The sequence below is a fragment of the Dinoroseobacter shibae DFL 12 = DSM 16493 genome, from assembly GCF_000018145.1.
Lineage (GTDB): Bacteria > Pseudomonadota > Alphaproteobacteria > Rhodobacterales > Rhodobacteraceae > Dinoroseobacter > Dinoroseobacter shibae.
Genome location: NC_009956.1, coordinates 31782 through 52549, shown reverse-complemented (window position 1 = coordinate 52549; position 20768 = coordinate 31782). Strand labels below are relative to the sequence as shown.

19 protein-coding genes are annotated in these 20768 nt (G+C 68.8%); 11 read left to right on the top strand and 8 right to left on the bottom strand.

All coding sequences use genetic code 11. The annotated features are described in order from the left end of the window. The first annotated feature begins 23 nt into the window (after positions 1 to 23). From DSHI_RS19390 to DSHI_RS21960, 6 genes are all read left to right on the top strand, one after another. A complete protein-coding gene (locus tag DSHI_RS19390) occupies positions 24 to 380 on the top strand; it encodes a hypothetical protein (protein ID WP_157865450.1) in 357 nt (118 codons plus the stop codon). A 142-nt stretch (positions 381 to 522) separates the two neighbouring features. Beyond that, positions 523 to 693: a DUF1328 domain-containing protein gene (locus DSHI_RS21965; RefSeq protein WP_012187235.1), complete on the top strand. Its 171-nt coding sequence runs from the start codon at positions 523 to 525 to the stop codon at positions 691 to 693. Between the two features lie 99 nt (positions 694 to 792). Further along, positions 793 to 2136 carry an NADP-specific glutamate dehydrogenase gene (gene gdhA / locus DSHI_RS19380; protein ID WP_012187234.1) on the top strand — a complete coding sequence of 448 codons (1344 nt, stop codon included), beginning with the start codon at positions 793 to 795 and terminating at the stop codon, positions 2134 to 2136. After that, positions 2136 to 3776 carry an acetolactate synthase large subunit gene (locus tag DSHI_RS19375; RefSeq protein ID WP_012187233.1) on the top strand — a complete coding sequence of 547 codons (1641 nt, stop codon included), beginning with the start codon at positions 2136 to 2138 and terminating at the stop codon, positions 3774 to 3776. The genes gdhA and DSHI_RS19375 overlap by 1 nt, the downstream gene beginning before the upstream one ends. Before the next feature lie 60 nt (positions 3777 to 3836). Next, the gene (locus tag DSHI_RS19370) at positions 3837 to 4334 is read left to right on the top strand and encodes a Dps family protein (RefSeq protein ID WP_012187232.1); all 498 of its coding nucleotides are present in this window, start codon (positions 3837 to 3839) and stop codon (positions 4332 to 4334) included. A gap of 135 nt (positions 4335 to 4469) precedes the next feature. Next, positions 4470 to 5864, top strand: coding sequence for an eCIS core domain-containing protein (locus DSHI_RS21960; protein ID WP_012187231.1), 1395 nt, complete (start codon positions 4470 to 4472; stop codon positions 5862 to 5864). A 112-nt stretch (positions 5865 to 5976) separates the two neighbouring features. Here the strand turns inward: DSHI_RS21960 and DSHI_RS19360 are convergent, their stop codons facing one another. Continuing rightward, entirely contained in the window at positions 5977 to 6792 is an 816-nt protein-coding gene (locus DSHI_RS19360; RefSeq protein ID WP_012187230.1) for a response regulator, read from the bottom strand. Between the two features lie 136 nt (positions 6793 to 6928). Here DSHI_RS19360 and DSHI_RS19355 point away from each other — a divergent pair, with 136 nt between their 5' ends. Genes DSHI_RS19355 through DSHI_RS19340 form a run of 4 tightly spaced genes read left to right on the top strand, consistent with a single transcriptional unit; the run spans position 6929 to position 10787 of the window. Then, positions 6929 to 7108 carry a NepR family anti-sigma factor gene (locus tag DSHI_RS19355; protein WP_012187229.1) on the top strand — a complete coding sequence of 60 codons (180 nt, stop codon included), beginning with the start codon at positions 6929 to 6931 and terminating at the stop codon, positions 7106 to 7108. Continuing rightward, the gene (locus DSHI_RS19350; protein WP_012187228.1) at positions 7105 to 7668 is read left to right on the top strand and encodes an RNA polymerase sigma factor; all 564 of its coding nucleotides are present in this window, start codon (positions 7105 to 7107) and stop codon (positions 7666 to 7668) included. Before DSHI_RS19355 ends, DSHI_RS19350 begins: the two co-directional genes overlap by 4 nt. 49 nt (positions 7669 to 7717) lie before the next feature. Beyond that, on the top strand, positions 7718 to 9379 hold the full coding sequence (locus DSHI_RS19345; protein ID WP_157865449.1) for a sensor histidine kinase: 1662 nt from the start codon (positions 7718 to 7720) through the stop codon (positions 9377 to 9379). Beyond that, positions 9369 to 10787 carry a phospholipase D family protein gene (locus tag DSHI_RS19340; RefSeq protein WP_012187226.1) on the top strand — a complete coding sequence of 473 codons (1419 nt, stop codon included), beginning with the start codon at positions 9369 to 9371 and terminating at the stop codon, positions 10785 to 10787. The genes DSHI_RS19345 and DSHI_RS19340 overlap by 11 nt, the downstream gene beginning before the upstream one ends. Positions 10788 to 10885: 98 nt before the next feature. On the opposite strand, the gene ggpS is transcribed toward DSHI_RS19340, so the two are convergent. From ggpS to DSHI_RS19305, 7 genes are all read right to left on the bottom strand, one after another. After that, the gene (ggpS, locus tag DSHI_RS19335; protein WP_012187225.1) at positions 10886 to 12376 is read right to left on the bottom strand and encodes a glucosylglycerol-phosphate synthase; all 1491 of its coding nucleotides are present in this window, start codon (positions 12374 to 12376) and stop codon (positions 10886 to 10888) included. A gap of 11 nt (positions 12377 to 12387) precedes the next feature. Continuing rightward, positions 12388 to 13167: an HAD family hydrolase gene (locus DSHI_RS19330; protein ID WP_012187224.1), complete on the bottom strand. Its 780-nt coding sequence runs from the start codon at positions 13165 to 13167 to the stop codon at positions 12388 to 12390. After that, positions 13164 to 14303: an NAD(P)H-dependent glycerol-3-phosphate dehydrogenase gene (locus DSHI_RS19325; RefSeq protein ID WP_012187223.1), complete on the bottom strand. Its 1140-nt coding sequence runs from the start codon at positions 14301 to 14303 to the stop codon at positions 13164 to 13166. The genes DSHI_RS19330 and DSHI_RS19325 overlap by 4 nt, the downstream gene beginning before the upstream one ends. A 305-nt stretch (positions 14304 to 14608) precedes the next feature. Beyond that, on the bottom strand, positions 14609 to 15061 hold the full coding sequence (locus DSHI_RS19320) for a hypothetical protein (RefSeq protein WP_012187222.1): 453 nt from the start codon (positions 15059 to 15061) through the stop codon (positions 14609 to 14611). 127 nt (positions 15062 to 15188) lie between these two features. Further along, entirely contained in the window at positions 15189 to 15983 is a 795-nt protein-coding gene (locus tag DSHI_RS19315) for a PaaX family transcriptional regulator C-terminal domain-containing protein (protein ID WP_012187221.1), read from the bottom strand. 37 nt (positions 15984 to 16020) lie between these two features. Next, positions 16021 to 18057, bottom strand: coding sequence for a phenylacetic acid degradation bifunctional protein PaaZ (gene paaZ / locus DSHI_RS19310; RefSeq protein WP_012187220.1), 2037 nt, complete (start codon positions 18055 to 18057; stop codon positions 16021 to 16023). A 41-nt stretch (positions 18058 to 18098) separates the two neighbouring features. Next, complete coding sequence (locus DSHI_RS19305; RefSeq protein WP_012187219.1) at positions 18099 to 20120, bottom strand: 3-hydroxyacyl-CoA dehydrogenase NAD-binding domain-containing protein; 2022 nt, start codon at positions 20118 to 20120, stop codon at positions 18099 to 18101. Positions 20121 to 20332: 212 nt separating this feature from the next. Between DSHI_RS19305 and paaI the strand changes: the two genes are divergently transcribed. Further along, the gene (gene paaI, locus DSHI_RS19300; RefSeq protein ID WP_012187218.1) at positions 20333 to 20758 is read left to right on the top strand and encodes a hydroxyphenylacetyl-CoA thioesterase PaaI; all 426 of its coding nucleotides are present in this window, start codon (positions 20333 to 20335) and stop codon (positions 20756 to 20758) included. Positions 20759 to 20768: the final 10 nt, after the last annotated feature.

Below are 20768 nucleotides of genomic sequence, written 5' to 3'. Positions count from 1 at the left end.
GTCTTTTCAAGGAGTCGAATGTGGTGGCGCCACACGCATTGCTGTTCACCCGGAATGTTCTGGAGGCAGAGGATCTGTCCGAGATGCTGCGCGCCCTGCGCGGCTGGGAGGCCGCGACCTGCCGGGATCTGGCGGCGGCGCTGGAGCTGGCGACGCGGGCCGGTGCGCGCCTGCAAATGGCCTTTGTCACCCCGCCGGTACCCGCGTTGGAGGACAGCGGGCTGCTGATTGCGTTGCGTGGCACGGGGGCGCGGATCGTGGTGATCGACCTCGACGCGGCAGCGGCGGGACCGCTCGGAGTGGAGACCCTGGCGCGGCCCTTCACGGCCGAGCAGGTGCGCGACCTGCTGGACAGCGACCCGCGGGCGCGCTCGGGCTGAGCAGGCCGGGGCCCGCGCCGCTTGCGTGTGGTCAGACAAGGCATTCCACAAGGTGAACGACGGTCGGAGCGGAAAAGTTCCGGGAACCGATCTGTCCGAGCGCGCGTTGTCGGCCTGAGCGAGGAGCAGGAAAGGACCGATTGTGCGTGCTTGGAGTTTGATTTTCTTTGTTTTTGCGGCCATCTCGGCCCTGTTCGGCTTCACCGGTCTGGCGGAGGCGACGGCCGGAATCGCCGTGGTTTTGTTCTGGATTTTCCTTGTTCTCGGCTTCGGTGCACTGGCCTGGGGGATCAGCACGCGCAACCGGGACTGAGCCCCGCGCCACGGGCTGCGCGGACGCCGGGTCTGGACGCGGTCCGCCCGGAGCCTTAGAGCGGTTCGAGATTTTTCTTCGCAAGTGTAAGGAGCCCCCATGGAGCGCCGTGATGCCCTGTCCGAACTGTTTTTGTCCGAACTCGCCACGAACCCGGATTTCGAGCCGAATTTCTACAATGCCCTGGCGGAGGTGGCGCAGGATGTCCTGACCATCGAGAAGAACGACAAGGCATATGCGGCGGCCCGGGTTCTGGCGCGTCTGGCGGTGCCGGATCGCATCCTGTCGTTCCGGGTGACCTGGGCGGATGACGCGGGCGAGGTGCAGGTGAACCAGGCCTGGCGGGTGCAGACCTCCAACGCGATCGGGCCCTACAAGGGCGGCTTGCGGTTTCACCCGTCGGTGACGCAGGACACCCTGAAATTCCTCGGCTTCGAGCAGTGTTTCAAGAATGCGCTGACCGGGCTGCCCATGGGCGGGGCCAAAGGCGGGGCGGATTTCAACCCGCGCGGCCGGTCCCGGCAGGAGATCATGCGGTTCTGCCAGGCGCTGATGGCGCAGATGGCGCCTTTCATCGGGCCGGACCAGGATGTGCCCGCCGGGGACATCAATGTCGGCACGCGGGAGGTCGGCTGGCTCTTCGGGGCGTGGCGGCAGCGGCGCGGGATGTTCGGGGGGGCGTTTACCGGCAAGGGGTTGAGCTTTGGCGGCTCGAAAATGCGGGTGGAGGCGACCGGCTTCGGAGTGGTCTATTTCGTGGCCTGCATGCTGGCGGAGATGGGCACGTCCCTGGAGGGCAAGCGGGTGCTGGTCTCGGGCAAGGGGAACGTGGCCACCCATGCGGCGCAGAAGGCGGTGGAGGAAGGCGCCAAGGTGCTGACCCTGTCGGATACGGGCGGCACCCTTCTGGCCGAGGAGGGCCTGACGCTGGATGCGATTGCCTGGGTTCAGGCGCGCAAGGATGCGGGTGAGGATATCGCCGCGCCCCCGGCGGAACTGGGCCTGCGGTACCTGGAGGGGCAGACGCCCTGGCATATCCCGGCGGATATCGCGCTGCCTTGCGCCACCCAGAACGAGCTGGATCAGAGCGCGGCGGAGATCCTGCGCGACAATGGGCTGATGCTGCTGGCCGAGGGGGCGAACATGCCGCTGACGCCGGGGGCCAGCCGGGTGATGCGCCTCGCGGGGATCGCGGTGGCGCCGGGCAAGGCGGCCAATGCGGGCGGTGTCGCGGTCAGCGGGCTGGAGATGACGCAGAACGCCCAGCGGCTGACCTGGAGCGCGGCCCGGGTGGACGAGACCCTGCGCGACATCATGGAGCGGATCCACCGCGCCGTGGTCGCCGAGGGCCGCGTGGATGGCCGGATCGATTACGGGCGCGGGGCGAATATCGCGGCCTATCGCAAGCTGGCGGATGCGATCACGGCCCAGGGCGTGTTGTGATGGCGGGGCGGCGCAGCGGGGCTCAGGCCCTTGTGGAGAGCCTGTTTTCGGCGGGCGTGGACACGGTCTACGGCGTGCCGGGCGAGGAGACCACGGCGCTGATGGCCGCCCTTCACGACAGCGAGATGGCGTTCGTGCTGTGCCGGCACGAACAGGCGGCGGCCTTCATGGCCGGGGTGCATGGGCGGCTGACCGGGCGACCGGCGGCGTGTCTCGCCACGCTGGGGCCGGGGGCGACGAACCTGGTGACCGGGGTGGCCGATGCCACGCTGGATTTCGTGCCGATGATTGCCATCACGGGGCAGGGGGGGTGCGGCCGCCTTGGCCGGGAGAGCCACCAGATCATCGACCTGGAGGCGCTGTTTGCGCCGGTGACGAAACAGAGCCGGACCTTGCTGGAGGCCGACGCGGTGCCCGGGGCCGTGGCCGAGGCCGTGCGCCTGGCCCGGGCGGAAAAGCCGGGCGCGGTGCATCTGTGCCTGCCCGAGGACGTGGCGGACGCGCAGACCGCGCTGCGCGATGTGCCGGTGCCCCAGGTCCTGCCCAGCCCCCCCGCGCCGGAGGCGATTGCCCAGGCGCTGACCCTGTTGACCCGGGCGGAACGGCCCATCCTGCTGGCCGGGGCCGGGGTGATCCGGGCCGGGGCGACGGCGGAGCTGCGCGCCTTTGCCGAGGCGACCGGGATCGCGGTGGTCACGAGCTTCATGGCCGGGGGCGTGCTGCCGCCGGAGCACGAGTTGACCCTGTTCACCGTGGGCCAGCCCGAAGGCGATTATGTGGATCTGTCCTTCGAGGCGGCGGATCTGATCGTGTCGGTGGGGTTCGACCCGGTGGAATACCCTGCCGCGGATCTGAGCCGGGACGGGGCGATACCGGTGCTGCATCTCGGGGCCGGCCCGGCCCCGGCGGATGCGGGCTGGCACGTCGCCGGGCAGGTGGTCGCGGGCTTGCCCGAGACCCTCGCGGCGCTCGCCGAGGCACTTGAGGCGCGGCGCTGGGACATGCCGCCGGCCTTTGCCGGGGTGCAGGCGGGGATGCGCAAAGCCTTTGCAAGAGCCTATTCCACGTCGTCGGAGGGGCCGGTCGCGCCCCAGGATATCTGCGCCGAGATCACCCGGCAGTTGCGCGCCGAGGACACGGTCCTGTCCGGCGTGGGGCTGCACAAGCTGTGGATCGCGCGGCATGTGCTGCCGCGGCGGCCCGGGCAGGTGATCATTCCCAACGGGCTGGCGGGGATGGGCCTTGCCCTGCCCGGGGCGGTTGCGGCGGCGCGGTTGCAGCAGGCGGGCCGGGTGCTCGCGATCTGCGGCGACGGGGACGTGATGATGAACGTCCAGGACATGGAGACGGCGGCGCGGCTGGGTCTCGACCTGACGGTGATGGTCTGGGAGGACGGCGGCTATGGCCTGATCGACGCGCATCAGCAGAAGGCCGGGGACGACTCGACCTTCGGCTTCGGCACGCCCGACTGGGGGCGGCTCGCGCGCGCCTTCGGCTGGAGCCATGCGCCGGTCGCGGGCCTGTCGGAGTTGGGCGAGATCCTGCGCGCGGGCCATGACAGCGCCGGGCCGACCCTGGTCTCCGTGCCGGTGGATTATGCCGCCGGAGGGGGCTTGCCGGGGGTGCGCCCCGCGGCGTGAGGCGGAACAAAACCGCGCATGCGGACGTTGGTCTTTCAAGCAATGAGCAAGGAGACAGACATGACCGACGCATTGAAAATCATCCCCTCCACCGACGACGTGTCCACCGGCGTCCGCGACACCGCCACCATCGCCAGCGGTCTGGCGGATGTGCTGTCGGACACCTACCGGCTGGTGTTCAAGACCCATGCCTATCACTGGAACGTGGAGGGACCGCTGTTCTATTCGGTGCACAAGATGACCGAGGAGCAGTACGAGAACATGTTCGCGGCCGCCGACGAGCTGGCCGAGCGGATCCGCGCCCTGGGCGAGCTGGCCCCGATGCAGCTGAGCGCCGTGATGGAGCGGTCGCGGGTGCAGGACGGCCATGATGGCATGAGTGCCTTCGAAATGATCGAGGATCTGGCCGCCGACCATGAGAAGATCGCGCACCGGCTCCACGCGCTGGTGGAGCTTGTGGAGAGCCGCAAGGACCCGGTGACCGAGGATCTGGCGACCGAGCGCAGCGCGTTCCACGAGCAAGCGGCCTGGATGCTGCGCGCGCTGACAAAGTCCTGACAGCTCTGATCCGAGTTGCCTGCCTGGCCCCGCCGTTCCCGGCGGGGCTTTTTTCATGGCGTGTTGACGTTTGGGAAACGGGCGTTTCGTGCTACGGATGACATCGCCATGCATCCGGACCGAGGGAGAAACGCAATGCCCGATCATGCCCGAAAGGCCAGCCCGGAAGGGGCGGTGGCCCCGCTCATGCCGGTGCGACAGCGGCGCGCGACCTTGGCCGCGACCCCGTTGCAGGCCGTGATGCAGGCGAGCCCGCGGGTGACACAGCTTCTGGCGATGCAACAGGGGATGGCCGCGCGGGCGGTGCAGCGGATGGCTGTCGAGGACGAGGCGCCTTTGCAGGGCAAGGGTCTGGAGGATGAGGAGCCGCTTCAGGCCGCCGGGCTGGAAGATGAAGAGCCGCTGCAGGGCAGGGGTCTGGAGGACGAAGAGCCGTTGCAGGGCAAGGCGAACGGCGCCGCGCCCGTGCAGGCGCAACCGGGTCCGGGGGGGAATGGGGGCCTGCCGCCGCAGTTGCAGGCGGGCGTCGAGGCGTTGTCGGGCCACTCCATGGCTGATGTGCGGGTGCATCGCAATTCCCCGCAGCCCGCGCAGGTCGGCGCGCTCGCCTACGCCCAGGGCCGTGATATCCACCTGGGCCCGGGACAGGAGAAACATCTGCCCCACGAAGCCTGGCACGTGGTCCAGCAGGCCCAGGGCCGGGTGCGGCCCACGATGCAGGCCAAGGGCGTGGCGATCAACGACGACGCGGGGCTGGAGGCCGAGGCGGACCGGATGGGGGCGCAGGCTCTTCACCAATCGAAATTCACGCCGACCGAGGTCATGAAGACCGGGGCGCCGATGCAGGCCCGCGCCGTTCTTCAGCGCAAGAGCAAATCCGATATTACCGACGCAATCATGGATCAACACAGTCAAACGGTTGCGATGTTTCCCGGGAATGCGAACACGCCTATTACGAGGGTTTTCGGCCTTCGCGAGCTGGCAGCCGCGATTGTCCACAGAGGCTATAGCGGGACCCAAAAAGACTTCGCGGCTTTGATGAACGAGATGGAGACAAACGCTTGGTGCGTTGCGGCCTGGGTTCACAAGGGGGGTCTTGGTGGCGCCGCGGGTGGCGCGGACCCTGAACCCCACATCACGCTTATGGTCGGCGGCACGGGCTACCATGTCAGGGTAAAGACGGGCAGCAAACTGGTCCTGAAGAACGCTAAAGGCGGCATGCTGCCCCAAGGCGGCGCCCAGGTTGACAACTCGGTTGATCCTTATGCGGATTTTGCGGCCACGGACCTGACAACCAAGGGTAAAGAGAAAGCGCTCAAATACCGAAACAAAAACGGAGGGAGTGTGCCCCAGGCGGTCGCATTTGTAGCAAGCGGTTGTCCCGATGAAGGCCGATACTCAAAGGGAACGGAAACTCTCAGGTATCGGGCCGATACCGGGTATTTTGCCATATATGACTCCGCTGGTGGCGGCGGCTGGAAAAAAGACGTCAAGGCCAGCAAGACTGCACGGAGGCTCTACTTCAAGTAAACCGCTCACAAGGCGCACATTACGGACCCCTTGTTCTCTGATTTCCGAGCCTTGCCTTGTGCCAACCCGAAACCGTCACATGGTGAATGTGCGGTCCCGGGTGTCTTGACGGTTACGCCTTCAACGTCTCGGTCGACGCGAAGAACATCGCCTGGCTGACGGCCGAGCGGACTTGTTGCTCGGTGTAGGGTTTCGAGATCAGGAAGGCGGGTTCGGGGCCTTCTCCGGTCAGCAGGCGTTCGGGGTAGGCGGTGATGAAGATCACCGGGACTTCGCCGTCGCGGTCGAGGATGCGGTTGACCGCGTCGATGCCGCTGGACTGATCCGCGAGCTGGATGTCAGACAGGATCAGGTCGGGTTTCTCCTCGGCGGCGAGCTCGAGCGCGCGGGTCTCGGTGCGGGCGATGCCGGTGATGCGGTGGCCCATCTCGGCCACGATGCTTTCGAGATCGGCGGCGATGATCGCCTCGTCCTCGATGATCATCACCTTGCCGCTGACCGACCGGGCCATTTCCGCATAGGCGATGTCCACGAGTTCCGAGACCTCTTCGGCGGTGGCGTTCATCACGAAGGCGAGCGGCGTGATGTCGAAGCCCTCGACCGTGTGCAGCAGCAGCGCCTCGCGGGTGTTCGGGGTCAGCCGCCGCAGATGATCCTGGGCCTTGGCCTGCAGGCTGCCGGGAGCGAATTCGTCGTCCATCTGCGCGCCGGAGCTGGACCAGATCGCGTGGAACACCCGGAACAGGCCCGCCTTGGGCCCGTGGGCTGCGTCGAACTGGGCCGGGTCCGACAGGATCGCTTCGAGCGTGGCGGCGGCATAGGCGTCGCCGGAGGCGGTGCTGCCGGTGAGGGCGCGGGCATAGCGGCGCAGGTAGGGAAGGTTGGCTCCGATCTGAGCCGAAAGCGATGTATCAGTCACCTGGGACATGAACCCCTCTTGTTGTTCGGATGGCCCGGACTTTGAAAGCGTCCGGGCGCGAGCTAGGTTTTTTTTCGACCGAAGTCTGGAACCAAACGCGCGGTCCTGCGTTTCGGTTCCACAATAATTCGCAGGACCGGATGCCTTGACCCAGAAAGACGTGATGCAGAAACGGCGGAAATCAACGCTCGATGCCCAGATCGACCAGAACCTCAAGCGCGCCTATGAGGATGTTCTGAAGGAAGAGGTGCCGGATCGGCTGACCCAGCTTCTGGAGCAGCTCAAGGCGCAGGATGCCAAGAAAAAGTCCGGGGGTGACGCATGAGCGGTGCACCCAAGGCGGACCCGCGCGACGAGATCGTCGAGCATTTGTCGGCCATGCGCGCCTTTGCGGTCAGCCTGACACGCAACTCGGCCACCGCCGATGACCTGGTGCAGGACACGCTGGTCAAGGCCTGGTCGAATATCGACAAGTTCCAGGCCGGGACGAACATGCGGGCCTGGCTCTTCACCATCCTGCGTAACACCTATTATTCCCTGCGCCGCAAGCGCAAGCGGGAGGTCGAGGACACCGAGGGCGAGATGGCCGCGGGCCTCGCCCAGAAACCCGACCATGACGGGCGCTTGCAGATGCGCGAGTTTGGGGAAGCCTTCGCCGAGTTGCCGGACGAGCAGCGCGAGGCGCTGATCCTGGTTGGCGCGGGCGGATTTTCCTATGAGGAAGCCGCCGAGATGTGCGGCGTGCGGATCGGCACGATCAAGAGCCGGGTGAACCGTGCGCGCAACAAGCTGACCGAGCTTCTGGAGATGTCGGAGGACGACGCGATGGAGATGACCGACAGCGTCACCCAGGGCATCGTTGCCGGAAACCAGAGCGCGGCCTGAGCCTGTGCGCCTGTCCTTGCGCAGCCTGCCGGTTCGGCTGATCGGCCTGATGACGCTTGCCCTGCTGCCGCTCGGGTTGATCTCGCTCTACCAGACGCGGAGCGTGATCGACCGGGCGGAGGATCTGGCCCGCGGCGCCCTGATCGCCGAAGCGCGGCAGGCCGTGGCCCTGGAGCGTCGGGTCCTGATCGAGGCGGTGGGCGCGGCCCGGGGGCTGGGGGTTGCCCTGTTGCCGCTTCTGGACGATCCCGCCCGGTGCAGCGCGGTGCTGGGCGAATTCATCGACCAAAGCAACCAGATCGTGTTCGCCGGATTCCTGCCGCCGGACGGGGTGATGCGGTGTTCGAGCCATGGCGAGGAGGTGGATTTCTCGGATTTTCCGGGATTTGCAGAGTTGATGGCCGCGCCGGGCCTGAGTTTCGAGGTGAACGAACAGGGCGCGGTGAGCGGCCAGTCAGTGATGATCGCCAATGTGCCGATCTATGCGGCGGGGGCATTTGCGGGTTATGTCGCGATCTCGATCCCCCATGCCATCGTCAACGACCTGTTGCCGAGCCAACCCGCCGAGCGCGGGCTGGAGATCGTGGTGCTGAACCGCGCGGGCGAGGTGATCTCCGCCTCCGAAGGGTTGGACGGGGCTCGGGCGCTCTTGCCCGAGGCGCTGGATACCGGGGTCTTGCGCAGCGATGGCAGCACCACCTTTCGGGGGCGGAACCAAGCCGGGGAAGTACGGGTCTTTGCCACCTTCACCCTGCTGGAGGACGAGGTGCTGGTGATCGGCAGCTGGCCCGTCGGCGCCATCGGGACGGCCCCGGCGCAGGGGCGGATGGCGGTGCTCTTCCCGCTGCTGATGTGGGCGGCTGGGGTGCTGGTGGCCTATTTCGGGCTGCACCGTCTGGTGATCCGCCATGTGAGCGCGTTGCGGGATGCGATGCGCCGCTTCGCCCTGGGGGAGCGGGACGTGGCGGCCCTGCAGCTCGACGCGCCCTCGACCGAGTTCGCCCAGGCGCAGCGGGCCTTCAACCGGATGGTTCTGATCCTGTCGGAGGCGGAGGCCCGGCGGGAGCAGGATCTGCAGGACAAGGAGGTGTTGCTGCGCGAGGTGCATCACCGGGTGAAGAACAACCTGCAGATGATCGCCTCGATCATGAACATGCAGAGCCGGACCGTCACCGCGCCCGAGACCAAGCGCGTGTTGCAGGGCTTGCAGCGGCGGGTGCAGGGGTTGGCGGCAATCCACCGGACGCTGTATACAACGACCGAGATGACCTGCGTGGACGTGGCGGCCTTGGCCGACGAGATGGTGTCGGAAGTCGCCGCCCTGGCCGGGCAGGGGGCGCGGGCGGTGACCGTGCGGCGGGATCTGACGCCCTTGCAGCTCTATCCCGACCAGGCGGTGCCCCTGTCCATGGTGTTGTCGGAGATGCTGACAAATGCGTTCAAATACGTGGGCCGGCCCGAGGACGCGGCCGCGCGGATCGACGTGACCCTGAAGGCCGCACCGGACGGGCGAGTGGAGCTGGCGGTGGAGAATACGCGCGGCACGCCCCTTGGCGAGGAACTGGACAATGACAGCACCGGCATCGGCACCCGGCTGATGCGGGCCTTCGTGATGCAGCTCGACGGGGTCGAGGAGGTCGAGGACCTGCCGGACAGCTACAGGATGGTGGTGCGGTTCCGCCCGGCGGAGTTCGTGCCCGATGCTGCCTGAGCGGACGCCCTTCCAGGTGCTGATCACCGCGGAGGAGGCCTGGCCGGCCTTCGAGCGCGCGGTGCTGGACGCACGCGACGAGATCCAGATGGGGTTTCGCATCTTCGACATGACCACCGCCCTGCGCAGCGACGAGGGCCGGGCGGTGGGGGCGGACTGGTTCGACCTTCTGGCGCACAAGCTGGGGCAGGGGGTGCGCATCCGGCTGGTGGTCAGCGATTTCGACCCGGTGATGGCCGCGCCCCTGCACAAGATCGCGCTGGCGACGGCGCGGCAGGGCGCGGGGCTGGCCGAGGTCACGGGCGCGGGCGACCGGCTGGAGGTGGTGCGCGCCCTGCATCCGGCGCGGGCCGGGCTGATGTGGCGCAGCGTGCTGGGGCCGCTGGCCAAGCGCGAGAAGGGCAAGGTGCCGGTCTTTGCCACGGTCACCCATCACCAGAAGATCGCCGTGATCGACCGGGAATGGCTCTATATCGGGGGTCTGGACCAGAACGAGCGGCGGTTCGACACGCTGGAGCATGACCGCAGGGCGCGCCGGACCTGGACCGATGTGCAGCTGTTGCTGCGCGGGCCCGAGGCGGCGGAGGCGGCGGCGCATCTCGACGGGTTCCTGGCGGCCTGTGCGGGGCAGGGGGCCCTTGCGAAGGGTCGGTGTCTGCGGCGGACGATCTCGGCGCCACGGCGGTTGCAGGCGCCGTACCTCGCCCCCTGGACCCGGCTGCGGGAGATCGAGGCGGCCCATCTGGAGGCGATCCGCGATGCCGAGCAGCTGATCTATATCGAGACGCAGTTCTTGCGGTCGAGCCGGATCGCGGCGGCGCTTGCCCATGCGGGGATGAGCCGGCCCGGGCTGCGGCTGATCCTGGTGTTGCCGGCATTGCCCGATGACGTGGCCTTCGAGGACAATCGCGGGGCGGATGCGCGGTTCGGGCTGTGGCTGAGCCACAAGAGCCTGAAGCGGGTGACGGAGGCGTTCGGGCCGCGGGCAGCGGTGCTCAGCCCGGTCAAGCCCGAGCGCGCGGCGGAGGATGACCTGAAGGTCCATGCCGGCGCGCCGATGGTCTACGTCCATTCCAAGGTGCTGATCTGCGACGACCGGCGGGCGCTGGTGGGCTCGGCCAACCTGAACGGGCGGTCGCTGCGCTGGGACACGGAGGTGGCGCTGGATCTGCGCGCGCCGGAGCGGGTGGGGGCCCTGTGGCGGGCGCTGGCGATGCATTGGTGGGGCGGGGCGGTGCCGGACAGCGCGCTGGCGCTGGGGACGGCGCAGGCCTGGTGGGCGGCGCAGGCCGAAGAGAATGCCCGCAGCGCCCCGGAGGCCCGGCGCGGGTTCATGGTGCCCCATGACATCGCGCAGGTGCCGGAGTTGCATATGCCCATGCCCGGGGTGCCCGAGGACATCGTGTGAGATCGGCAAGGCCGGGGCAAAACCCCGGCCTACATCCTTGCGCACAGGGCGGGGCCGGGGGTAGGCCGGGGTTTTATCCCGGCGCCCCGTGCCGTCGCTCAGGCCGCGCTGTCGAAGACCGGCTTGTCGAGGGCGGCGAGGATTTGCGGCTTCCAGTCCTGCACCGTGTTGCCCAGCACCGAGGCGCGCAGCCCGGCCATGCGGGCCTTGCGCTCGGCCGAATCCATGTCCAGCGCCTCCTGGATGCGCAGGTCCATGGATTTGTGCGAGAACGGGTTGGTGATGATGGCATCCTCCAGCTCCACCGCGGCCCCGGCGAATTCCGACAGGACCAGCACCCCGTCGCCGTCGATCCGGGAGGCGATGAATTCCTTGCACACTAGGTTCATCCCGTCCGCCAGCGGCGTGATCCAGGCCACATCCGCCGCCCGGTAATAGGCCACGAGGTCGGTGAACGGGATCGCGCGGGACACCAGCACCAGCGGGTGCCAGTCGAGCGAGCCGAAACGGCCGTTGATCCGGCCCGCGACCTGCTCGATCTCGTTCTGGATCTCTTCATAGGCGGCCATGTTGCGGTTCGCCGACACCGACACATGCATCAGCTGCACCTTGCCGCGCAGGTCGGCCCGAGCCTCCAGCACGCGCTCGAAGCTTTCGAGCTGCTGCACGCCGCCCTTGGTGTAATCGGTGCGGCCCACCGACAGAAGCAGCCGTGTTTCGCCCATCTCGGCGCGGATCTCGGCGGCGCGGGCCTGGGTCGCGGGCGCGCGGGCCTGGGCGTCGATATAGGCGGCATCCACCCCCAGGGGTGTTACCGTCACCGTCACGTCGCGCCCGTCATGGGTGATCGTGCTGGGCAGTACCCGCTCCGTCAGGGCGGTGCCTTCGGAAATCCAGGCCTCGGGCACCGCGTGGCGCTTGGGCGTGTCCACGTCGAACAGGCTGCGCGCGACAGAGACGAAATTCGCCGCATAGCGCGGGATGTGGAAGCCCACCTCGTCACAGGCCAGCAGGCTGCCGATGATTTCCTTGCGCCAGGGCAGCATGTTGAAGATATCCGCCGAGGGGAAGGGCGTGTGGTGGAAGAAGGCGATCTTCACATCCGGGCGCATCGCGCGTAGGAACCCGGGCACCAGCCACAGATTGTAGTCGTGGATCCAGACCACGGCCCCCTCGGCGGCCTCTTCGGAGGCGGCCTCGGCGAAGCGGCGATTCACGTCGCGGAAATTCTCCCACTCCACGGGGTCGTAATTGAACCGCTCCTTGAAGCCGTGCAGGATCGGCCAGAAGGCCTCCTTGGAGGTGACGTGATAGAATTCGCGCACCTGGTCGGGCGCCAGCGGCAGGCGAGAGACCGTGTAGTTCCCGTAATCGTCGGAGATCTCGACCTTGCGGTCGAATTCCGGGGTCTCGGGGGTCTCGGTCTGTTTCCAGGCGATCCAGGACCCGTGGGAGACGCGCCCGAAGAAGCTCTTGAGCGTGGGGACGATGCCATTTGGGCTCTTGTTCTCGCGGAAGACGGTCTGGCCGTCCTCCTCGACCTCTTCATAGGGCTGACGGTGGTAGACGATCACGAGATCTGACGACATGGGTCTCTCCTTCAGCTTTTCGGAAACAGGTTCAGGTGGGTGATCGCCTCGGCGATCCCGGCGACGCCGATGCCGCGCGCGACATGGACATGATCAAGCGGTTCGACCTCGGCCAGCAGGGCGGGCTCGGAGCCGCCCACGGCCACGGCAGGCAGGCCGAGCCGGAGCATCGACAGATCGTTGAGCGTGTCGCCGGCCACCAGCGTCTTGTGGTTCTGCACGCCCAGATGGGTCAGCAGTCGCAGCAGCGAGGGGCCCTTGCTGACCCCCTTGGGCAGGACGTCGAAGAAGCGGTTGTCGGATTTCAGCGCGTCGAGGCCCAGATCGGCCACGATGTCGAAGGCGCGGTCCTCGAAGGCGTCGGGGTCGAGGTCATAGCTCGCCCGGTAGCGGAAGCCCGTCGATTGCAAACGCAACCCCTTCACCCCGCGCAGGGCGGCCTGCACCCGCGTGCCCGCATCGCCCCAGGCGTCGGCGATATCCGCCTCCAGCATCTCGATCGGGCTGAGAAAATGGTCGGTCTTGCCCATTTCGGCGATGGTCGTGCCGACGTCGCCCACCACGTAATCGGGCTTGGGCACCTCGCCGCGGCGGGCCATCTGGCTGATGAACCCGGCGTCGCGGCCGGTGACGAAGATCAGGCCGACCCGGGCGCGGTTCGCCTCGATCCAGTTGTAGAAGGTGGCGCGGTCGGCGTCGGTGCCGCCGAGGAAGGTGCCGTCGAGATCGGTGGCAAGCACCAGGTCCTTGTCGGCGATGGGGGAGGGGGGGAAGGTTTCGTGACGGGTCATGAGATCCTTTCGGCAAGTGTTGCGATGGCCTTATCGGTGGCCGGGTGATCGAAAGACAGGTCCATGGCGCGCGGCTCGGCCTCGATCGGGCGGGCCCAGAGCGCGGCGAAGGCCTGCCCGAGATCCGCGCCGTCATGGAGAATGGCACGGACAGTTTCGCAGATCGGCATGGAGACACCGACGCTGCGGGCGAGATCGGTGACGGAGCGGGCGTTGACCTCGCCCTCCACCACCACGGGTTTGCCGTCGAAACAGGCGGCGCGCGCGAGGCCCTGGCCCAGTTGCTGGCCGAGCGACATGTTGCGCGAGGTCGGGCTGGAGCAGGTCAGGGACAGATCGCCGATGCCCGACAGGCCGGTGACGGTTTCGCGGCGTCCGCCGAGGGCCTCGGCCAGCGTCTTCATCTCGTCGAGGCCGCGGGTGATCAGGGCGGCACGGGTGTTCTCGGCAAACCCCGCGCCGGTCATCATCCCGCAGGCGATGGCGATGACGTTCTTGACCGCGCCACCGATCTCCACCGCCACCAGGTCGTCGGAGACATAGGCGCGGAAGCTCTCGGTGGTCAGGGACACGGCGAGCCGGGCGGCGGGGCTGTCCTGCGGGCGCAGGCGGTCGGCATAGGAGAACGGGAAGGCCACGGTGGCGGCGGTCGGGTGGCCGAGGGCGGTTTCCACCGCGAAGGTGGGGCCCGAGACGCAGCCGATCGGGCATTTGCCCAGTTCTTCTTCGGCCACCTGGGTCATCAACAGGCCCGTCTCGGCCTCGATCCCCTTGGCGCAGACCGCGATGGGCAGGCCGTCGGGGACGTATTCCGCCACCTGGCGCGCGACGCTGCGCACGCTGCGCGAGGGGACCACGATCAGCGCGGCCTCGGCGCCCGTCAGCGCGCCTTCCATGTCCTTGACCGCGCGCAGGCTGGCCGGGAGGGTCACGCCCGGCAGGTGTGGGGTGCTGTTCCCGGCATTGATCTGGCGCAGAACGGCCGGATCCCGTCCCCAGAGCCGGGTTTCAACCCCGGCGCGGGCCAAGGTCACGGCCAGGGCCGTGCCCCAGGACCCGGCGCCGAGCACGGCGACGCGGGCGAAGGGGCGGGCGTTGAATGGAAGGGGGGCGCCGGAGACGGGCTCGTGCTTCATCGGGACCTCGAAGGGTTGGAAGAGGGCGGGGACGGCTCAGGGCACCGGCGCGCAGGGGCGCGCAGCAGTGCCGCGTATATGTCGCTTACAGAACAGTCATGTCGCTTAAAGTGCATTGCTGGCTCCGAAGGTCAATAGTTGTGCCGTATTTCTGCCGGATCTTTCCCCGCTCTGTGCGGTTTTGCACCGACTTGCCGGGAAATCATGCAGGGCGTGGACGCGCGCGGGCACGCCAAAAGGGGCGCCCCGCAGGACGCCCCCTGGTCTGGTCGAGCGACGCGCGGGGCGCCGCCCGGTGTGGGATATTACCCGGAGACAATGGTCTTCAGCTTCATCTCGGCCTGCGAGCGGTCGCTCATGTCCACGGCCAGGATTTCAGCCTTCTGGGCCTCCGTCAGGTTGTCGGCATCCGCCGCGATGTCGAAATCATCCAGAATGCTCTGCACGACTTCGCTGTCCGGGGTTGCGACCTCGACATCCGGGACGGACACGTCCGCGGTGACGTTCGTGTCGGTGGCGGAGGCGCCCACGATCTGTTCCAGCCGCTGTTCGGCCACGGAGCGGTCACTCACGTCGAGCGCCTGGATCTCGGCCAGTTGCGCGGTGCTCAGGCTGTCGGCATCCGCCGCGATGTCATACTCGTTGAGCAACTGCTGGGCGTTGCGGACCAGGTCCATCTTGGCATCGGCGCTCATGTCCGCGAGGGCCGGTGCGGCGAGAAGGGTCAGGGCGGTGGTGTAGGTCAGAATGCGTTTCATGGTGAAACTCCTTTTCGTTCGGTCATGCAGCACGGTCGCGCCGTGCCATTGCCTTACCAACACCGCCAAATCGCTTTGGTTCCGATGATACCAGAAAAGTTCTGCCGCCCGTGGGCGTGGGCCGGTCTCAGCCGCAAGGCAGCGCAGTGCGGGCGGCTTCCAGCTCGGCCAGGGGGCGCTTGGGGTAGCGGGCGAGCAGGTCCGCCACCCCGTCACGGCAGACCGGGCCCTGCCAGGTTGCGGGAAACAGGTGATCGGGCAGGATCGGGGTGCGCAGCACGATCCGGCGCCAGCCATGGACCAGCAGCACGCGCAGGGCGGTGGTCTCCAACGTGGTGAGACCCGGCGCGCTGTCCAGCAACGGCCGCAGACCGGCCAGGGCCCTGGCGAAGTCCGCGGCCATCTGCACCGTGGTCGCGTCGCAGATCCGGGCGGTCATCCAGTCGGGCAGGGCGGTGCCCGGCCCCAGCGGGGTGACGAAGGCGTCGGCAGTCGCCGGCCGGGTGGCGCTGACCAGCAGGGTCGCCGACAGCCAGACGCCCGCCTCGTCCTGGTGTGCCCCTGGCTGACCCGGGTTGAAGGCGGCCAGCCAGGCGGTCTCGGCCCCGGGGCCGGTGCCGTAGATCCGCGGCGAGGCGGCCGCACTTTGCGCCCGGCCGCGGTCGGTGAGGAAATAGGCACTGGTGCGGCCCGCGCGGGCGCTGTCGATCCAGCCATCCTTGCGCAGCCGGTGCAGGGCGACACGCATCGCCTCGGGCCTGATGCCGATCTGGGCGGAGATCTGGCGCAGCAGGGCTGCGCTGATCCGGGCGTCCGGGGCCTGGGCCAGATCGCCGAAGACCGAGATCAGGAAGGACCAGACCCGCGGGGTCCGGTCCCCGGTCAGGTGCTGGACGATCGCGGGAAAGGGCGGGCTCTGCATACCCGGTTCCTAGACCGTGGGGGCGCTGTTTCCAACCCTAGGCGGCATAGGCGATCATGGTGAGCAACTCGTACTCCGCCACCAGGTCGTCCTCCTGGTTGGTCAGGCTCACATGCCAACGCACCTCGCCATATGCGTCGTTGCGCGGGGTCTTGTGCTTGACCGTCAGGCGGGCCTTGAGGCTGTCGCCCGGCGCGACCGGCTTGAGAAAGCGCAGGCTGTCGAGGCCGGTATTGGCCAGAACCGGGCCTTCGTCGGGATCCACGAACAGCCCGGCGGCAAAGCTCAGCAGCAGGTAGCCATGGGCCACCCGCCCGGGGAAGAACGGGTTTCGCGCCGCCGCCGCGTCATCCATATGGGCATAGAAGGTGTCGCCGGTGAACGCGGCGAAATGCTCGATATCGGCCAGGGTGACCTGTCGCGCCGGGGTGTGCAGGGTCTCGCCGATCCGCAGCGCGTCGAAGCCGCGGGTGAAGGGATGGGCCGGGGCCGGGGTTTCGGTCGCGCCGGGCACCCATTTGCCCCCGATCGCGGTCAGCATGTCCGGGCTGCCCTGGATCGCGGTGCGCTGCATGTAGTGCATCACCCCGCGCACGCCGCCCAGTTCTTCGCCGCCGCCGGCACGTCCGGGGCCGCCATGGATCATGTGGGGCAGGGGGGCGCCGTGGCCGGTGGCCTCGCCCATGCTGTCGCGATCGTTGATATAGAGCCGCCCGTGGAAGGCGCCCGCGCCCAGGGCGACCTGGCGCGCGACCTCCGGGTCATGGGTGATCAGCGAGGCCACCAGGGAGCCTGCCCCGCGATTGACCAGGGCCACGGCATGATCCAGGTCGCGGTAGCCCATGACCGTCGAGACCGGCCCGAAGGCCTCGGTGTCGTGCAGGCGCTGCGCGGCATCGGGATCGGCGCAGTGTAACAGCATCGGTGGCAGGAACGCGCCCGTTCGGGCATCGGCGCCGTGGACCGTGAACGCCTCCGGGTCGCCGAAGACACGCTCGGCCTCGGTGGCGATGACGCGGGCCTTCGCCAGTACGTCGCGTTTCTGGCCGTTGGAGACCAGGGCGCCCATGGTGGTGGCGGTGTCGCGCGGGTCGCCGATCACCGTCTTGGCCAGCCGGGCGCCCAGGGCGGCGATCACCCCGTCGACCTGGGCCTGCGGGGCGAGGATGCGGCGGATGGCGGTGCATTTCTGGCCCGCCTTGGCGGTCATTTCCCGCGCCACCTCCCGGATGAAGAGATCGAATTCCGGCGTGCCGGGCACCGCGTCGGGGCCGAGGATCGAGGCGTTGAGGCTGTCCTGCTCTGCCACGAAGCGGACCGCGTTGCGCAGCAGGTGAGGGGCCGCGCGCAGGCGCAGCGCGGTGTCGGCGGAGCCGGTGAAGCTGACCACGTCCTGGCAGGTCAGCCGGTCGAGCATGTCGCCCAGCCCGCCGGTGACAAGCTGCAGCGCGCCGGCGGGCAGGATGCCGCTGTCGAGGATGATCCGCACCGCCTTTTCGGTGACATAGCAGCTGGCGGTGGCCGGTTTGACGATCGCGGGCATCCCGGCCAGCAGGGTCGGGGCGAGCTTCTCCAGCATGCCCCAGACCGGGAAGTTGAAGGCGTTGATATGCACCGCGACGCCTTGCAGCGGGGTTGCGATATGCTGGCCCAGGAAGGTGCCGGTGCGGGACAGCTGTTCGACCTCGCCGTCGAGATAGACATGGGCATCGGGCATCTCCCGCCGCCCCTTGGAGGCAAAGACGAACACCGTGCCGATGCCGCCGTCGATGTCGATCAGGTGGTCGGCCTGGGTGGCGCCGGTGGCGAAGGACAGGTCATAGAGCGCCTGTTTGTGTGCGCCCAGGTGCAGGGCCAGCGCCTTCAGCATCCGGGCGCGGTCGTGGAAGGTCAGCGCGCGCAGGGCCGGGCCGCCGGTGTCGCGGGCGTAGTCCAGCATGGCCTGCACGTCCAGCGCGCCGTTGCCCGCCCGTGCCAGGGGGGCGCCGGTCACCGCATGCGCGATCATCCGGGCATCGGCATCGGGGGCGATCCAGTGGCCGGCCGCGAAGCTTTGGACGTCGAGAAGGCTCATGGTCTTTCCTTTTCCTTGGGCCGGGCATCCCGGGGCCGCTGTCAGCGGTAGCGCTGCGCCCGGACCCAGGAGCCGGGGCTTGCGGCGTCGAGCGCATCGAGGGCGGCGCGGATGGTGGCATCGCCCGCCTGTCGGGCGGCGAAGAGCGGCCCGCCGCGCCAGCGCGGGAAGCCGTAGCCGTGCAGCTTGACCATGTCGACGGCGGCGTCGCTGTCGGCGATGCCCTCCTCGACCAGGCGCGCGCCTTCATTGGCCAGGACCGCCAGCAGCCGGGCCTGGATCTCGCCCGCGTCATGGGTTCGGCGCGGCAGGCCGTGCGCGGCGGAATAGTCGGTGATCAGGGCGGTCACCGCCGGGTCGACGCGGGGGCGGCGGTCGCCCTCGGCATAGGCATACCAGCCTTTGCCGGCGCGCTGTCCGGTCCGCCCCAGCGCACAGAGCTGGTCCGACAGGGTGACGTAGCGTTCGCGCGCCGGGCGCGTCGCGTCCTGTCGACGGCGGTTGGCCTCGGCGATGTGCAGCCCGCTGAGATCCTGCGCCTCGAACGGGCCCATGGCCATGCCGTAGGCGCGCATGGCCCCGTCGATCTGCTCGGGCAGGGCGCCATCGGCCAGCATGTATTCCGCCGCCCGCCGGTAGGCCGCGAGCATCCGGTTGCCGATGAACCCGTCGCAGATCCCCGACAGGACCGCCACCTTGCGCAGCCGCCCGGCCAGGGCGAAGGCCGTGGCGAGGGTCTCGGCGGAGGTCTCGGGCAGGCGCACCACCTCCAGCAGCTTCATCACATGGGCCGGGGCGAAGAAATGCAGCCCGAGACAGCGATCGGGAGCGGGGATGCCCGCGAAGATCTCGCGCGGATCGAGATAGGAGGTGTTGGTTGCCAGGATCGCGTCGGGGGCCATGACCTGCGCCAGCGCGGCGAAGGCCGCCCGTTTCGTGGCGGTCTCTTCGAACACCGCTTCGATGGCGAGATCGGCCTCCGCGGCGTGCCCGATACCGACCCCGGTGCGCAGGGCCGCGCAGTGCGCGTCATGGCGGGCCTGGTCGATCTTGCCACGGCGCAGCGCCCCGGCGATCAGCCCCCGCACCCGGTCGCGGGCCGCCTCGGCGGTGGCGGCGTCCCGTTCCAGCAAGTCGACCCGGTAGCCCGCGCCGAGGCAGGCGGCGGCAATGCCCGCCCCCATCAGCCCGCCGCCCATGACCGCGATGCGGGCGATCTCGCGCGGTGTCCTGTCCCGGATCACCGCGGGGCGCGCCACGGTGCGTTCGGCGAAGAACGCATGCCGCAGGGCGCGGCTTTGATCGGAGGCGCGCAGGGACAGGTGCAGCGCGCGTTCCTTCCGCTGGCCTTCGCGGAAGGGCCCCGTGGCCCAGAGCAGTGCGTCGAGCGCCTGCAGGGGGGCGGTTTGCCCGCGGGCGCGCGCGGCCAAGGTGCGGCGGTGCGCGGCGATCCGGGCGCTGTCGGGCGGCGGCGGTGCGGGGCGTTCGGAGACCGGGATCCGGGGCTCGGGCACCAAGGCGCGCGCGGCGGCCTCCGGGTCGTCGGCGATGGCGTCGAGCGCGCCGCGGGCGTGGGCCTCCTGCGCGCTCAGCAGCTTGCCCGCGCAGGCCATGTCGATGGCCGCGTCCCAGCCGAACAGGCGTGGCGCGCGCTGGGTGCCGCCCGCGCCGGGGATCAGCCCGACGGTCACCTCGGGCAGCCCGAACCGTGTGCCCGGCGCCGCGATGCGATAGGCGCAGCCCATGGCGATTTCGAGCCCCCCGCCCAGCACCGTGCCCTGCATCACCGCGACGAAGGGCGTGGCGCTGGCCTCGATCGCGTCGACCACGTCGGGAAGGTCCGGCGGCTGCGGCGGGGCGTCGAACTCGCGCATGTCGCCGCCGGCGATGAAGGTGCGGCCCGCGCAACGCAGGATCGCCAGCCGCGCCCCCTGCACCCGGGTGACGGCGTCGAGCAGGCCCTGGCGCACCGCGGTCGAGGTCGCATTGACCGGCGGGTTGTCCACGGTCACCCAGGCGAGGCCGGTGTCGGTATCCACGCGCGTGTCGACGATGCCCCCCACGGCGGCTTCCCTTGCTGACTCGGTACCCCGACATTAATTGACCAACCGGTCGGTTTATGCAAGGATCATTTCGGGCTGGCCAGAAAGTGACCCGGAATGACTGATCCCGCGCGGATGCAAGACATTGAGACGGCAACCGAAATCGTCGCGACCCGCGGGGGGCGACTCGCCGCTGGCCCGCGCGGCCGGGCTCCGGTCCGGGGGGCCGGGCGTTGACACCGCAGGAGCGCGCCCGCCGCGCCGCGGAGGCCATGTGGTCCTCGGACCAGGCCTCCAGATGGCTGGGCATGCGGCTCGTGTCGGTCGATGTGGGGACCGCAACCCTGACCCTGGAGGTGGCCGCCCACCATTGCAACGGGCACGGGATCTGCCATGGCGGCATCACCTTTGCCCTGGCCGACAGCGCCTTCGCCTTTGCCTGCAACAGCCGCAACCAGGCGACGGTCGCCCAGCACAATGCGATCACCTACATCGCCCCCGCCCAACTGGGCGACACCCTGACGGCCACGGCGCGGGAGCTTTCGCTGACCGGGCGCAGCGGCATCTACGACATACGCGTCGCGGATCAGGACGACCGGACCGTCGCCGAGATGCGCGGCCTGTCCCGCGCGATCAAGGGGCGGCTGTTCGAGGAATGATCCCAGGGAG